Source organism: Paraburkholderia piptadeniae (assembly GCF_900007165.1).
In the GTDB taxonomy this organism is placed as follows: domain Bacteria; phylum Pseudomonadota; class Gammaproteobacteria; order Burkholderiales; family Burkholderiaceae; genus Paraburkholderia; species Paraburkholderia piptadeniae.
Window position 1 is genome coordinate 1 of record NZ_CYGY02000006.1, and the last position, 14,728, is coordinate 14,728.

13 protein-coding genes are annotated in these 14,728 nt (G+C 62.0%); 7 read left to right on the forward strand and 6 right to left on the reverse strand.

Annotated features, from left to right (window positions below):
• Nucleotides 1-212: 212 nt before the first annotated feature.
• From BN2476_RS01740 to BN2476_RS01765, 6 genes are all read left to right on the forward strand, one after another.
• The gene (locus BN2476_RS01740; protein WP_087732446.1) at nt 213-518 is read left to right on the forward strand and encodes an acylphosphatase; all 306 of its coding nucleotides are present in this window, start codon (nt 213-215) and stop codon (nt 516-518) included.
• Between the two features lie 132 nt (nt 519-650).
• Entirely contained in the window at nt 651-1,661 is a 1,011-nt protein-coding gene (locus BN2476_RS01745; protein ID WP_087732447.1) for a hypothetical protein, read from the forward strand.
• A gap of 33 nt (nt 1,662-1,694) precedes the next feature.
• Nucleotides 1,695-1,928 (forward strand): hypothetical protein, encoded by a 234-nt coding sequence (locus BN2476_RS01750; RefSeq protein ID WP_087732448.1) that lies wholly within the window; start codon nt 1,695-1,697, stop codon nt 1,926-1,928.
• A gap of 201 nt (nt 1,929-2,129) precedes the next feature.
• Nucleotides 2,130-2,387, forward strand: a complete 258-nt coding sequence (locus BN2476_RS01755) for a hypothetical protein (RefSeq protein ID WP_087732449.1) — start codon at nt 2,130-2,132, stop codon at nt 2,385-2,387.
• Nucleotides 2,388-2,559: 172 nt separating this feature from the next.
• On the forward strand, nt 2,560-3,417 hold the full coding sequence (gene ppk2, locus BN2476_RS01760) for a polyphosphate kinase 2 (RefSeq protein WP_438942851.1): 858 nt from the start codon (nt 2,560-2,562) through the stop codon (nt 3,415-3,417).
• A 15-nt stretch (nt 3,418-3,432) separates the two neighbouring features.
• Nucleotides 3,433-4,779, forward strand: coding sequence for a TAXI family TRAP transporter solute-binding subunit (locus BN2476_RS01765; RefSeq protein WP_087732451.1), 1,347 nt, complete (start codon nt 3,433-3,435; stop codon nt 4,777-4,779).
• 1 nt (nt 4,780) lies between these two features.
• On the opposite strand, the gene BN2476_RS01770 is transcribed toward BN2476_RS01765, so the two are convergent.
• From BN2476_RS01770 to BN2476_RS01785, 4 genes are all read right to left on the reverse strand, one after another.
• On the reverse strand, nt 4,781-5,380 hold the full coding sequence (locus BN2476_RS01770) for a recombinase family protein (protein ID WP_235850664.1): 600 nt from the start codon (nt 5,378-5,380) through the stop codon (nt 4,781-4,783).
• Between the two features lie 43 nt (nt 5,381-5,423).
• A complete protein-coding gene (locus BN2476_RS01775; RefSeq protein WP_143810881.1) occupies nt 5,424-5,993 on the reverse strand; it encodes a response regulator transcription factor in 570 nt (189 codons plus the stop codon).
• Between the two features lie 100 nt (nt 5,994-6,093).
• Entirely contained in the window at nt 6,094-10,176 is a 4,083-nt protein-coding gene (locus BN2476_RS01780; RefSeq protein ID WP_087732454.1) for a CheR family methyltransferase, read from the reverse strand.
• A gap of 254 nt (nt 10,177-10,430) precedes the next feature.
• Entirely contained in the window at nt 10,431-11,108 is a 678-nt protein-coding gene (locus BN2476_RS01785) for a chemotaxis protein CheB (RefSeq protein WP_087732455.1), read from the reverse strand.
• Nucleotides 11,109-11,287: 179 nt separating this feature from the next.
• Between BN2476_RS01785 and BN2476_RS01790 the strand changes: the two genes are divergently transcribed.
• Nucleotides 11,288-11,743 carry a lipoprotein gene (locus tag BN2476_RS01790; protein ID WP_087732456.1) on the forward strand — a complete coding sequence of 152 codons (456 nt, stop codon included), beginning with the start codon at nt 11,288-11,290 and terminating at the stop codon, nt 11,741-11,743.
• A 933-nt stretch (nt 11,744-12,676) separates the two neighbouring features.
• On the opposite strand, the gene BN2476_RS01795 is transcribed toward BN2476_RS01790, so the two are convergent.
• Both BN2476_RS01795 and BN2476_RS01800 read right to left on the reverse strand, forming a co-directional pair.
• Nucleotides 12,677-12,988: a hypothetical protein gene (locus BN2476_RS01795; RefSeq protein WP_087732457.1), complete on the reverse strand. Its 312-nt coding sequence runs from the start codon at nt 12,986-12,988 to the stop codon at nt 12,677-12,679.
• Nucleotides 12,989-13,528: 540 nt separating this feature from the next.
• The gene (locus tag BN2476_RS01800; protein ID WP_087732481.1) at nt 13,529-14,725 is read right to left on the reverse strand and encodes an amidohydrolase family protein; all 1,197 of its coding nucleotides are present in this window, start codon (nt 14,723-14,725) and stop codon (nt 13,529-13,531) included.
• Nucleotides 14,726-14,728: the final 3 nt, after the last annotated feature.

Below are 14,728 nucleotides of genomic sequence, written 5' to 3' on the forward strand. Positions count from 1 at the left end.
CGTCCGAGGAAAACCCTGAACTATGAAACGCCAGCCGAGCGATTCCAGCAAACTATTGCATCGACCGGTTGAATCCGCAATGCCTTCCCTGTAACTCCACAGCCACGGGGTTGCCCGGTGCATCCTGGCGGTAGCGCGACGACGTGACATACGATCGACACATCGGTACGAGTGCGATATTTTCGAGGCGGTTTTGTCGGTGGAGCGCGCGGATGGCAGGCGATTTCGATGGCGGGGTGACGACGCTGCTCGTGAGAGTGACGGGCACGGTTCAGGGCGTGGGGTACAGGGCGGCGTGCGTGCAACAGGCGGCCGCGCTCGGTGTCGCGGGCTGGGTGCGCAACCGGATGGACGGTTCGGTCGAGGCACTGCTCCAGGGCGCACCGGAGCAGGTACGCGAGATGTGCGACTGGATGATCGACGGCATGCCCGCCGCGCTCGTCGACAGGATGGAAGTCGAAGAGCTTGCGCCGCCTTTTGCGCGGTTCGATGCGTTCAGGCAGATTCCCGATGCGTAGTCGCTGAAAGCCGCGCGCCCCACCTTTGCGAGCGGCAAATGTATGTCGCACCGTTGACCATGGGCGCCCGCTGCGCATTTCCGTGCGCCTTAGACTATGTTTGATGATGCCTGGCCTTCGGAGAATACGACAATGGGTCTATTGCGCTGGCTGTTCCGTCGCGAGCGAGTCCACGTTCCAGCGGTCGACGCCGCGCGTATCGATGAAGCGGTCGGGCGCATTCTCGCCATTCATCCGCGACTGAAAATGGCGAGCCATTACCGGCGTCGTCTGAAACGGCCCGTCGCAGCAACGCTCCAGTACGTAGACGAGTTGATCGCCTCGCTGCCCGCCACGCTCGAGGCCAATGCCGCTGCGTGGTCCAGCAATCCCTGCCTGCGCGCGTTCTTTGCGACGCCGGACGATATTGCGCGCGCGTTCGGCCGCTCCGAAGCGGTGCGCACCTTTTTCGAGCAGCACCCCGGCGCAGCGGATGTCCACGGAACGCTCGGGATGGCCTTGACCGAGCGCCACGTGCTCGGCGTTGCACTGGAGGGCGACACGCTGCGCCATGACGTCGTGCAAACGACGTTGTCCTTCAGCGATCATCGCGTGAGGATTTGCGGGCGGACGGAATCGGAGTTGCGCGAGGAACTCGTGCGGCGGCTGATCGACCAGATGGCGCTGGAAGGGCTTTCCCGTTTGGCGACCGATCGCGCGGATCGCCTCGCGCGAGGACGCGAACTGATGCAGGAGCGCGTCGCTCTGCTGCATCGGCAGGGCACGGGTATTCGGTCCGTCGTCGGCGGCGACGGTACGACCTCGGAAGAACTCGCGCATGTGCAGGCGCAGATTGCGGAGAACGCGGACAGCCTGGCGGCGCTCAGAGTGCCGACAGATACCATCGAACTCGACCTCAAGGGCGTGTGTGAAGTGTTGAGCAAGCCATCGGAGCATGTCTACATCAAGATCCGGCGCATTCGCATCGACATGATGAACGTGATCCAGAAGGCCAACGTGCAAGGCGCGCGCGAAATCGAATTTCACTTCGCGCGCATTCCCGGTCCCAGGCCGGAGACGCGGGCCTTCGCGCTGGTCCGCTTTAGCCGTTCGGATTTGCCGCCAGGTGGATTGAATATCGACGCGGCGATGCGCGCCTTATAAGATTCAATTCGAAAGCAGGCAGCGGAGAAGACCATGAACAGATTCGATCTGGCTGTACTGGCAGTCGCGGCAGGTGCCACCGTTTCGTTTGCCATTTTGATTACCGCGGCGCCCGTCGCCGTCGCGCAGCCGGCCGCAACGAAGCAGATGCAGGACGCGCAGCGCAAGGCAGAGCAAAAGGCTCGCGAAGCAAGAAAGCAAGCTGAGCAACAGCAAGCAGAACCTCAGAAGCAAGAGAAAGATAATAAGCCGGCTTCCGCGCCTTGAAAAATAGCACGTTGCAATTTTCGAATTGATCACTGTCGTCATTTCGTATTTCGCAGCGTCGATTCATCTTTCTGAACGGACGCAATGCGTTTTCGGGCAGGTATTTGCCACACGCGAGCGCACAATGAATATATTGAGTGTGTCGGGGCGTGCGATGCAGGGGTGAAGTGATCAGCGGACTTCCATGAGGAGAAATGCGCTATGGCTGAACTATGGGTAGGCAACGTCGAAGACAGCACGACGGATGAGGAAATCAAGACCTTTCTTTGCCACTATGGGTTTCCGCCTTTCGATACGATCCAGCGCGTCGAAGGAACGGGCGAACGTCCCGCCGTCGTGCTCGGTTTCAACGATATAGCGTCGCACGTGCTGCAAACGCTGCAGCCGCGCGTGCACAACATGTTCTGGAAAAGCCGCACGCTGGTCGTGCAGGTCGTGCCTGAACGCGACGAAAGCTGAGGCGTTTCGGCCGCACGGCATCGCGTAGGGTCGCGCCTGGGGCAACATCGCGTCTGCCTCGCGGACGGCTGTGCAAACGGCTCCGATGCCGCGGCGCCTTCGTCAACAACCAGTCAGCAACCAGTCAGCAACCATTTTGCGTGGCGGTCACGGGAGATCAACGATGGCTGAGATGATGAATGACAAGACCAGGAATGACAGGAACGGCGCGAATGGCAAGCACGCGGAAAAAGCACAGGAAGCAGTAGCGGCGCACGGGCGCCTGAAGAACAAGCAATATGAAAAAGAACTCGCGTTGCTTCACGTCGAACTGGTGAAGCTTCAGGAATGGGTTGTGCAAACGGGCGCGAAAGTGTGCGTGATCTTCGAAGGGCGCGACAGCGCAGGCAAGGGCGGAACGATCAAGGCGATCACCGAACGCGTCAGTCCGCGCGTTTTCCGGGTCATCGCGCTGCCCGCGCCGACCGACCGCGAGAAGACGCAGATGTATATCCAGCGCTATCTTCCGCATTTGCCTGCTGCCGGCGAGATCGTTCTGTTCGATCGAAGCTGGTACAACCGCGCAGGCGTCGAGCGCGTAATGGGCTTTTGCACGGAAGAGCAGGTGCAGCACTTCTTCAAGGCCGTGCCGCTCATCGAGCATGCGATCATCGGCTCGGGCATCATTCTTCTGAAGTACTGGCTCGAAGTCAGCGAGGACGAACAGACGCGACGGCTCCAGGCGCGTATCACCGACGAGCGGAAGACATGGAAACTCACGCCGATGGATTTGCGCTCATATAGCCGCTGGTATGACTATTCGCGCGCGCGGGACGACATGTTCGCCGCCACCGATACCGAGCAGGCTCCCTGGCACGTCGTGCGCTCGGACGACAAGAAACGCGCGCGGCTGAATCTGATCACGCATCTGCTCAACAGCATTCCGTATAAGACGATGCCACGCGAAAAGGTGAAGCTGCCGAAACGGCAAAAGCCCGAAGGTTATCGGGAATTGAACCGGCCACTTCGATACGTTCCGGAAAAGTACTGAATACCAGTAGGGACGATGCGAAGGGACAACCCAGCGCTCCATCGCAGCCAGAAGACGCCCGTCACGCCACGACGCCGGCGTCTTCTGATCCTCGGCGCGATCGTCGTGCTGACCGCGCTGGGCTGGGTGCTGTTCACGATCATCGAGCCGGCATTTCAGACGCGAATCGTCATCACGACAGGCGCGGACAAAGGCATCTATCGCGGCTTTGCAGACCGGTATGCGCCCGTCCTCAAACGCGACGGCGTCACGCTCGATATACGCAGTTCTTCAGGTTCCGTCGAAAACTATCAGCGGCTGAGAGATCCCAATAGCGAGTACCAGGTGGGCTTCATTCAATCGGGCACCACCACGCCGCAGGAAACGGACGGGTTGCAGACGATCGCAGCAGTTTCGTACGAACCGATCTGGGTGTTCTATCGCGGCGACGCCGTCGTCAACCGCCTCGTGCAACTGCGCGGCAAGCGGATCGGCATCGGCGTGCCCGGCAGCGGGTTGCTGCACGTGTCGCTCGTGCTCCTCGGCTATAGCGGGATCGATCGCGACAATACGCACCTGATCGAAACCGATGCGGAGAAAGCATATCGCTGCCTCGAAGACGGCTGTCTCGATGCCGCATTCTTTATCGGCAGACCGGATGCGCCGATGCAGAAAGCGCTGTTGAACAGCGACCTGAAGCTAATGAGTTTTGCTCAGGCGGACGCACTCGTGCAGAAGTTCCCATCGCTTTCGAAGGTGACGTTTCCGCGCGGCTCGACCAGCATCGTGAATGACCGCCCGCAAAACGATGTCACGCTGCTGGCCGCGACGGCGCTGCTCGTCGCAAAAGACACGTTGCATCCGGCACTCGTCTATCTGCTGCTGGATGCCGCCCGGACCGTTCACTCGGGCGAAGACTACTTCACGCCACTCGGCGCATTTCCGAATCTGAATACCGACGAGTTTCCTCTTTCCGGTGAAAGCGAGCGTTATTTCAAATCGGGGCGTCCCTTTCTTCAGCGCTATCTTCCATTCTGGCTGGCGAGCTTTATCGAAAGACGCCTGCTTATTCTATTGCCGTTCATGGCGGTGCTCATCGGCGTCGTGCAGGCTTTGCCGCGAATGGTCGAGACGCGGATAAAGAACCGCTTTATCGTCTGGTATTGCGAACTGAAATCGCTGGAAGATGAAATATGGAGAACTGCGCGGCCGTCGAATGATCTCGTTGACCAATGGCGCAATGAAATCGAGAACATCGACGCGCAGGCAAGCCAGATACGCGTGCCAACGCGTTATCTACATGACGTCTATGCGCTCAAGCAGGCCATCAGCGTCGTACGTCAACGCATTGCGATGGCGGCGGCGAAGCTGAATGAGCGATAGTTCAGCGCTGCGCAGTCGCCTGAACGGAAGACGCGTCCCGTATTCGCATGATGGTTTGACGCGAGGTGCCGAACTTGCGCGCGACTTCGCTGACGGACAGCCCTTTGTCGAGCGAGCGCATGACGCGTGCCCTGTCGGTGCGCGAGAGCGACGCGGGGCGGCCAGTGTGCCGTCCGCTTTCCTGCGCGGATTGCAAGCTCTTCCTGCTTCGCTGGCTTCGCGTCGCGATCTCCATCTGCACGACGGCGCGCAGCGTTCTGACGGCTTGCGGTTCAGGATTGCCCGTCAGATCCACGCTGCCGAGCTCGACGCATCGCACGGACACCTTTGCGCCGCGGCATCGCGTCAATGTCGCGAGTACATCTCGTGCACTGCATCCGAGCGCGGAGAGCTTCAGTACGACGAGCAAGTCATCGCGAGCGATGCGTCTAAGCAGAACATTCAGTTGTGGGCGATCCGCTGCGGGAAGGTACTGCGGCACGTCGTCGATTGCGACGCGATTGAGCGCGACGGTATAGCCGGCCTTGTCAATCTGGATCAGCTCGCGTTCCGGAGTGTGGCTGTCGCTCGCGCCGTTGATGTAGAAGTACGTTTGTCGCAAGTGTTGTCTCCGGGAAAGCATTGAAGGGCGATGCGTGCCGCTGTCAGGTCTCGAACAGGATGGCCTGAACGATCGTATCGATCGAAGCCGGCTTCACGAGGACGGCGTCGAAGCCGACGTACTCGTCGTGTTCCAGCCCCTCCGGAACCATCGCGATGATGCGGATCGACGGCTCCGTTTTGAGTTCGCAGATCGCCAGCACGGAGGCCTCATCGAGCCTCCTTTCCACGTCGACGAGAATGGCCGTAGCAGGTCCGTGCGAAACCGCATCCGGGAGACGCTCCGTCGGCAGCACGGTTGTCTTGAATCCTCGCAGGCGCAATAGCAGCGCAAGCGACTCGCCGACATGCGCATTGGCGTGAACGATAGCAATGCTCTTGCCCGCGTACTGCGTCGGGTTCTCGACGATTGCGGCGCTACGCAACACCGCTTCGCAGCTCAGCCACAACAGCCGCGCTTCCTTATAGGCCTGCAGCGCAGTTTGCTTCGCCGTTTCGTCCGCGAGCGGATTGGCGGAAAGAGCCCGGACGCGCGCATCCGCTGCCTCCAGTCGCCTGACGGCTTCGTCGAATTGCGCTTTCGCGTTGTTGCCGAGATTGTCGAAACTGTCCATGATTTCCCGCTTCGCTCCCATCGCCCGATGCTTCTCCGAAGCTCGCGGCATTCGCGTCGGTCGTCGAGCATGCATCACGACGGTCGTGCAGATGCACGCTCTATTTGCGCAGACGCGAGAAAACCGTGAGCAGATCTTCCAGCAGCACAGGCTTCTTCATGTGAGCATCGAAGCCGGCATTTTGTGCCTCGCTGACATCGTCCTCCTCGCCAAAGCCGCTGAGCGCAATGCAGAGCACGGATTTCATCGACGGTTCCTGCCGTAGCTTGCCGACGAATTCGAGTCCGCTCATGCCAGGCATGCCGATATCGGACAGCACGACGTCGGGCGCCTGGCCGTCGAGCATCGTCAATGCTTCTTCGCCGCTCGTGGCCGTCCGAACGACGGCGCCCTCGCTTTCCAGAAGCAGCTTGAACGTTTCCACCGTTGCCGCGTCGTCGTCGACCATCAGAATCTGCAAGCCGTGCAACGACTGTAGCGCGCCGCCGCTGTCCGCGTTCACGTGCGCGAGCGATCCGTGCGTCGGAAGCGTGACCGTGAACGTCGCGCCCTTGCCGACGCCGTCCGATTCCGCCTGCACGGCGCCGCCATGCAGGTTCACGAGATCCCTGACGAGCGCGAGGCCGATGCCGAGTCCGGCGCGGCGTGTGGTGGGGTCGCGGCTCTGCTGGAACATGTCGAAGATGTGCGGCAGCAGCGCGGGCTCGATGCCGCTGCCCGTATCGGACACCCGCAGCACCGCCTCCGCATGTTCGTTGACCTTCAGCGACACATTCACTGACCCTCGACTGGTGAACTTCAGCGCATTGCTGATCAGGTTCCAGACGATCTGCTCGATGCGCGTGAGATCCGCATGGATGATGACGGGCGTATCGGTCATCGAGACATTGAGCGCGAGCCCGCGGTGTTTCGCATCGTCCTGCACGGCGTAGCTCACGCGCTGCACGATCTCGCGCATGTCGACGGCCGTGCGCACCACGGACAGCTTGCCCGTGCGCACGCGCGAAATGTCGAGCAGATCGTCGATGATCTGCGCCTGGCCGATCACCGTGCGCCGGATCGTATCGGTAGCTCGCGAGATGTTGAGGCTTTGCCGCGTTTCCGGCGCGCGCGCAATCAGCTCCGCGCTCGCCGAGATCAGGTTGAGGGGATGCTTGAGTTCGTGCGAGACCACCGCAAGAAATTCATCGCGCCGCCGTTGCGCGTCTCGCTCGCTGGCTTCGCGAACCGTCTGGACCTGTGCGCCGCGGCCGGCCGTTTCCGCGTCGACGGACTCGCCGAGATCGCGGGCGATCTTCGCAAAGCCGCTCACGCCGGGTTCGTCCAGACGCGACAGCACGCCGCTCGTAAAGAAACGCGTGCCGTCCTTGCGCAGGTGCCAGCGCTCTTCGTCGGTGCGCCCATGCAGACGCGCTTCCGCAAATTCGCGCTGGGCAACGTGATTGGCGCGGTCTTCGTCGGTCGAAAGCATGTCGGCGGACTGGCCGATCATCTCCGCTTCCGTGTATCCGAAGATCCGTTCCGCGCCCGCGTTCCAGCTGGTGACGATGCCGTCGTCGTCGAACGTGATGATCGCGTAGTCCTTGGTGCCGTCGGCCACGATCCGCATCCGGCGTTCGCCTTCGCGCAGCCGGTCTTCCGCCTCGCGGCGGCCCGTGATGTCGATGAACGACAGCACGGCGCCGTCGATGCGGTCCTCCGTCGTGCGATACGGCACGAAGCGCGCGAGATACCAGCGGCCATCGTTGCTCTTCAGTTCGCGCTCGATGAGGCGCAATGAATCGAATGCTTCGGCGGCATCGTCGGCGAGCTTGTCGTATTCGAGCCGGTGCGTGATGTCGAGCAGCGAGCGGCCGATGTCCGAGGGGATGATGCTGAACACGTCCGTCGCGCGCGGCGTATAGCGCTTGATGCAGATATTGCGGTCGACGAAGATCGTGCCGATGTCGTTCGCCGCGATCAGGTTTTGCAAGTCATCGTTGATCTTGCCGGTTTCCTCGACCTTCGATTTCAGCTCGGCGTTCACAGTCGTCAGCTCTTCGTTGATCGACTGCAGTTCTTCCTTGCTGGTCTCGAGTTCTTCCGTCGCCGAACGCAGCTCTTCGTTGATCGCCTGCAACTCCTCGTTGGAGGCTTTCAGTTCTTCCGTCGATGTTTCCGATTGCTCGATGGTCGACTGAAGCTGTTCTTTCGTGCGCAGCAATTCACGTTCGAGCTGGGTGATGATCGGGTCTTTCTGCGCATCGGCCGACGGAGTCTCCGCGCCAGCCATGCTGTCTTCGACTTCATCGAACAGCACCAGCACGAAGTCCGCATTCGCTTCGGCATCGTGCACGGGGCGTGCCGTCATGTTGACGAAATACGAACGCCCGTCGCGCACGATCCGCACGCGCCGCGCTTCGACGCTTCGATTCGTGTGCAAGGCCTGATAGATCGCGGTGCGCAGTTCGAGCCGCAGTTCGGGACGCACGACGGCGACGATGTTGTGCGACGGCTCGCCGCCCGAGTATTGCAAGAAGCGGCCCGCGCGATCGGACAGATGCACGATCTCCGAATCGCGGCTGACGAGCACGCTAGGCGGCGCATATTGCTCGACGAGCCGCTGATGCAGGTCGCCGAACGAAAAGCGGCGGCGTCCCGGCGGCTGCACCGTGGCGACGACAGGGCGCGTGCTCATCGTGCCGGAGATCGCGACGGGCACGGGCGTGTCGCCGCGCACGGCCATGTTCGCGCGGTAGATGCGGTTGCGCTTGTCGACGACGCTGAACATCGAGGTGACGCTGTCGGCGGACTCGGAGCTTCCGAGAAAGAGCACGCCGCCTGGACGCAGCGCGAAGTGGAACATCCTGAGGATTTCCATTTGCGCTTCGCGATCCAGATAGATGAGCAGATTGCGGCAGCAGATCAGATCGAGCCGCGAGAAAGGCGGATCGCTCAGCACGTTGTGATGCGCGAACAGCATATGCTCGCGCAATTCCTTCTTCACACGATAATGCGCAGCGTCTTTCGAAAGGAACTGGCGCACGCGGGCGGGCGTCACGTCGGCGAGAATCGAGTCGGGATAGAGGCCGGCGCGCGCGAAGGAGATCGCGCGCTCGTCGATGTCGGTCGCGAACACCTGGAACGAGATGCCCTCCGACGACTTCAACGATCGCTCCTGCAGCAGCATCGCGAGCGAATACGCTTCTTCGCCCGTCGCGCAGCCGACCGACCACACGCGGATGCGGTCCTGCTCGCCTCGTCCTTCGAAAAGCTGCGGCAGCACTTCGCGCTCCAGCACGTCGAACGCTTCCTTGTCTCGGAAGAAGTTCGTGACGCTGATCAGCATGTCTTGCAACAGCGCCTGCGTTTCTTCGGGATGCAAATGCAGATGGTCGCGATAGGCCTGCAGATCGACGATGCCGTTGACCTGCAGCCGTCGTTCGATCCGGCGCAATACAGTCGCCCGCTTGTAATGGCGGAAATCGTGCGCGGTGCGCGTGCGCAGGATGATCATGATCTCGCGCAATGCGCGCTCGGCCGTCTCGTTCGAGGGGTCGTCGACGCGCGCTTCGCTTTCGACGACGGGAAGATGAATTTCCCGCGCAGTCGACCACAGATCCATCAGCCGTTGCGGCATCTCCGCGGCCGTCAGCACGAAGTCGACCATGCCCGTGGCAATGGCGCTTCGCGGCATGCTGTCGTACTCCGCTTCCGACGGGTCTTGCGCGAGCGTGATGCCGCCCATTTCCTTGACTCTCGACAGCCCGACGGAACCATCCGAACCCGCGCCGGACAGCACGATGCCGATCGCGCGTTCGCGATGGGCTTCCGCGAGCGTGCGGAAGAACAGATCGATTGCGGCCCTGCGGCCATCCTGCGGCTGATTGGGCGCGACGCGCAGGAAGTCGTCGACCATGGTCAGTTCGAGCGAAGGCGCGATCAGATACACATGGTCGGGCTGAATGGGTGTCGCGCTCGTCACCTCCGCCACGGGCATCCCCGTCGCCTTCTGAAGCAACGACGGCAGGTTGCTTTCGTGATCGGGCGCCAGATGGACGACCACCACGAACGCCATGGAGGTATGCGCCGGCAACGCTTCGAAAAATTCCAGCAGTGCACCCAATCCACCCGCCGACGCGCCGATACCGACGATCGGATAGTTTGCCTGGCTCGGTATGGTCTGTGCCCGTCTCTTAGGCATGGCTGCGCGTCCTGTTCGAAGAATGATAGTGTCGCCCGAGACCCGGTCCGGGCGGGCAATGCGGACCGCTCCCGCATTGCGCCTACGCAAATCACTATTATCCCCTCACAAACATAGACTGCAAAAGTCCTGCCGCTTTCTGCGCCGCCCTTTGCATCTTCCTTTCCCGCCTTTGCGCGCCGTATCGCCGATGTCTGCCGAAACGCCCCAGAAATGCCCCCGAAATGCCCGGTGCGCACCTCATCGCGATGACGTCATCCTCCGCCCCGCGCGCCAGAGGGCGGCGTGTCGGGAACGCGCACGCGCGGTGCGGTCGCGTCGCGTTCGACGGCGTCGCAAGGCGGCGCGGCCTCGTCCGTCGTGCGCGCGTCGCTTCTGCCGTCGATGAGTTCGATCAGCCGGCCCGCCAGGCCGGCCAAGGGCAGGATGTCGTCCGCGAAGGGCGAAGCGTGCAACGGCATGCCTCTCGCGAACGCATCTGCTGGGTCCTGGACAATTGTCGCGCCGCCGCATGTCTGGATTGCCTCGAGGCCGGCCGCGCCGTCGTCCAGCAGGCCAGTCAGGATCACGCCGATCACACGCGGGCCCATCTCGGCGGCAGCGCTGCGAAAGAGGGGATCGATGGCGGGCCGTGCAAAATTTTCCTTCGCACCGTGTACGAGCCGCAACCGGCTGCCTTCGACAATCAGATGCTGATCGGGCGGCGCCACGTAGATTCTGCCGCACGAGTAGGTTTCGCCGTCTTCGGCATGGACGGCGCGCAGCGGTCCGGCCGTGTTCAGAAGCGAGGGCAGGATGCTGCCGTGGGCGCCTACGTGCAGCACGATTGCGATGGCCGCCCGCAAGTCGTGCGGAAGCCCGGACACCACGGCGCGAAGAGCATCGACACCGCCCGATGATGTGCCTATCGCAATGAAGTCCCGGCGGGTCAAGGTCGCTCCCGTATGTCCAATTAATTCTTCGTAGCAATTGCTGTGCCGCGCGGTGCGCGCGGTTGTGCTGGAAGCGTGCCGTTACGGGAGCGCCACATTGGCTGTGCGAATACGGCTGTGCGAATACTTTTGATGCCCGGCTATAATCCCGCTCGAATGTGACCTGAGAAGACTTACACGTGAAAAAGATCACCGCCTTCGCGCTCATTGCGCTTGCACTCGCTGGTTGCTCGTCCCCGGAAAAGCAGGAGAAGCAGGCCCAGGAGTTCATCCATAACGAAACCAGCCTCGCCGATGCCCAGCGCAATGCGGTGGTCGATTGCGTGCCGGCGCAGTGCGACGCGGCCTGGGCAGCGACGAAGCGCTATATCCAGCAGCATTCCGACACGCCCGTGACGCGCGCGGACGCCGTCGCGATCGAAACCGACGTGCCCTACGATTCAGGCAAGGCCGCGTTCTCCGCGACGCGCGTCGCGAAAGGCGATGGCGCGACGCTCACGCTCTTTGCGCAATGCCGTGGAATGTATGGGCCGGAGAAGGCGAAGGGCGGAGACTACGACGAGTGCGCCGACAAGATCCTCAAGACGCAGAACGGCTATGTGGCGTTTCTCAGGACGCACGCGTCGGGTCAGTAAGCCGTTATCGTCTCAGCCTCATCGTCTCGGGCACCGTACCGCTGTAGCTGAACGCGACGCCCGCTTGCTGCGCCGGAGACGCGCGCGACACGTGCTGCGACCTGTGCTGCTCGTTGCGGCGGCGCTGGCGCCGTTCGAGCCGGGGCGCGTCACGTCGAATCGCGCGCCGCATCCGGGAGGCCTTACGCGACGTGCTGCAAGCGGTGTCGGCGCACATCGCGTCAGGTCTTATCCGCAGTGCCGAATGTTGTTAACGTCATATTGTTTTAATAACTTGATGGGACGACGTCCGGACCTCGGAATCGGATGGCGTCGGCAGTGCCGGGATAACCGGGACGTCCGATATGCATCTATTACGTACAGCTTCGCCATATTGGATTTACGCGCGATCGTGTGTAGGCTGATAGCAGCAGATCGGCACCCTCGCTGCTCTGTGGCGGTGGACGGAGAGAGCCCTCCGTGCCCGCCTATGACGGCGGCCAGCGTTGACCAGGCGTTGGCCGCCGATTTTTATGGCCATCGCTCGCGGTGGCGCGCGGGCGGGCAGTTGCACGGCGCCGCAATTCATTACGTTTGTCGTGAAGTCATGTGCGTTGAGCCACGAACAACGGTCCGATTCCAAAAACGATATATACCGTTTCTCCGCCCCGATCGCACAACCCGGCAATACCGTTCATGTGCGGATCGATCCTCGATCAGCACCAGGGACGCGCTCGTCATCCGCAAAAAATACATAGATATCCTGTCTACAGGAAGAGCTTTGCTTTGCGCCTGACGCCGTTTTCCTCGAACTGGGCGCGCTCGATGCTCGCCGCTACGCGAACGCGTTCCGCGTGACTTCGTGCAACGATCGGGACAAGGAGCATGTGCCCATGAATGGCGGCAACGAAGGACCACTCATCGAGCGGCTATCGCTGATCGATCTATCGGCGATCAATCGTCATCCCATTGCCCGTGATGTCCGTGGCCTCTGTGCCATCCATTGCCATGCCACTGGCCATAGCCGTAGACGGGTGGCGCCTGATAGTAGATGACGGGCGGTGGCGCCGACTGATAGGTGCCCTGCGGTCCGTAGGTGCCGGGAGGGCCGTAGTAGGGCTGGTTGATAACCGACGGTGGAGGGGTCGCCACTGGCCCCGGAACACCGAGACCCTGATAGACACCGACGTTCCCCTGAGCAGAAGCCGACACGGGTGTACAGACGGCCACTGCGACTGCAAAAAGCAGAGAGATCGAGTACTTCATGATCAACTTCCATTTGGCGCGCAAGTTCGGCTAAACGCACTGTAAGGCAACGGTTTACAGAATAGTCCCAGCCGTCGCGAGTAAGTAAAAACCGTTGCCTCTCAACTTGTAACGGTCAGTAACTCGGCAGACCCGACTGCGGCGACACGCCGTGCGTGGTTGCGATCAGGGTCCGAAGAACGTGTCGCAGAAATGGCCCGGCACCCGGCATGCGGCGGCCTGAGACGCTGGCGGGACAGCGTTGGGCGACATCGATGTGGAGCAGGCCGCCGTCACGAATAAAGCTGCCGCGTAAATGCCTGCACGCGCGCACGCGTAGATGGTTCTGCCCTCGTTGGCTCGGCGCCGCGCCGCGCGATATGTCATGGGACGGGTTGGCAACGCTTGCATACGCGAAAACATAGCGGATGTGAAGTGTCCGTGTTGCGCAATCGCTTGCTGGAAGCTCTCACATATTTAGTTCGCGCGACGCTTCAAACGTTCAAATGCGGGGTCAGGCCAACATCCAGCCCAACGCCCGCCCCGAGGAACCCGATTTGCTCACAGCACATCGATCAGTTCGCCATCGCGTGCGACGATGCGTCCGTTGGCAACGACGAGCTTGCGCTTCGGCCGGGACACCACGGCATGCGCAACGGTTTCCGCGTCGACCAGCACGAGGTCCGCGCGCGCGCCGGCGCGCAAACCATAGTCGGCGAAGCCGCATCCTCGCGCGGCCGCATCGCTGACGCAGTCGAACGCGATCGCGAGGTCGTCGTCCCGGCGCAAGTCGTAGCGCAGGCCGATCAGCATCGCGCGTTCGAGCATATCGGGCACGCCATACGGCGACCATGTGTCGCGTATTCCATCGTTGCCGCCGAAAATCGTGATGCCTTTATCCCTGCAAGTCATCAGCGGCGGAACAGGGACCGAAGCGGGCGCGCTCGTGAGAATGGCCACGCGCAGATGCGCGATCCGCTCGAGCAGCACGTCGCGTGCGCGCTCCGGCAACGCGCCAAGGCAAAACGCGTGACTCACGACGACCTGTCCCTGCATGCCCATTGCCTCGACGCGATCGAGCAGCAGCTTCAACGTGAATGCGCCGACTTCGCCGGGTTCGTGAAGATGAATATCGATGGGCTTGCGATAGCGTTGCGCCAGGTCGAAAGTCTCGTTCAGCGATGCAACGGGATCGCCGTCGATCAGCGCCGGGTCGAGCGCACCGAGCACATCGGCGCCTTCGGCGAGCGCGCGGCCGAGCAGTTCCGTTGTGCCGGGACGGACCAGCATGCCGGACTGCGGAAACGCGACGATCTGCATGTCCAGCACGTCACGCATTGTCTGCCGCGTGCCGAGCACGCCTTCGAGGTAGCGCAGACCCGCATCGGTATCGACATCGACATGCGTGCGCAATCGCGTCGTCCCGGCCTGCACGAACGCACGCGACAGCGCGAGCGACTGCGCGGCCGCATCGTGGCCTGACGTCTTGCGCCATTCGCGCTCGTTGTCGATGCGGTCGATGAGCCGCGGCCCGACTTCGTTGCGATACCACGGCCGGCCCCAGTTGCTCTTGTCGACGTGCGTATGCCCTTCGACGAAACCCGGCAGCAGCAACGCGCCGCCGCCGTCTTCGACAGGCACGCCGGGTTGCGCGGCGGCTTGCGGTCCGAGCGCCACGATACGGCCATCGGCCACCGATACGGAAACACGCTGGCCGTCGGCCAGTCGGACGTTGGAGAGATGAAGAGAGCGAGTCATGTC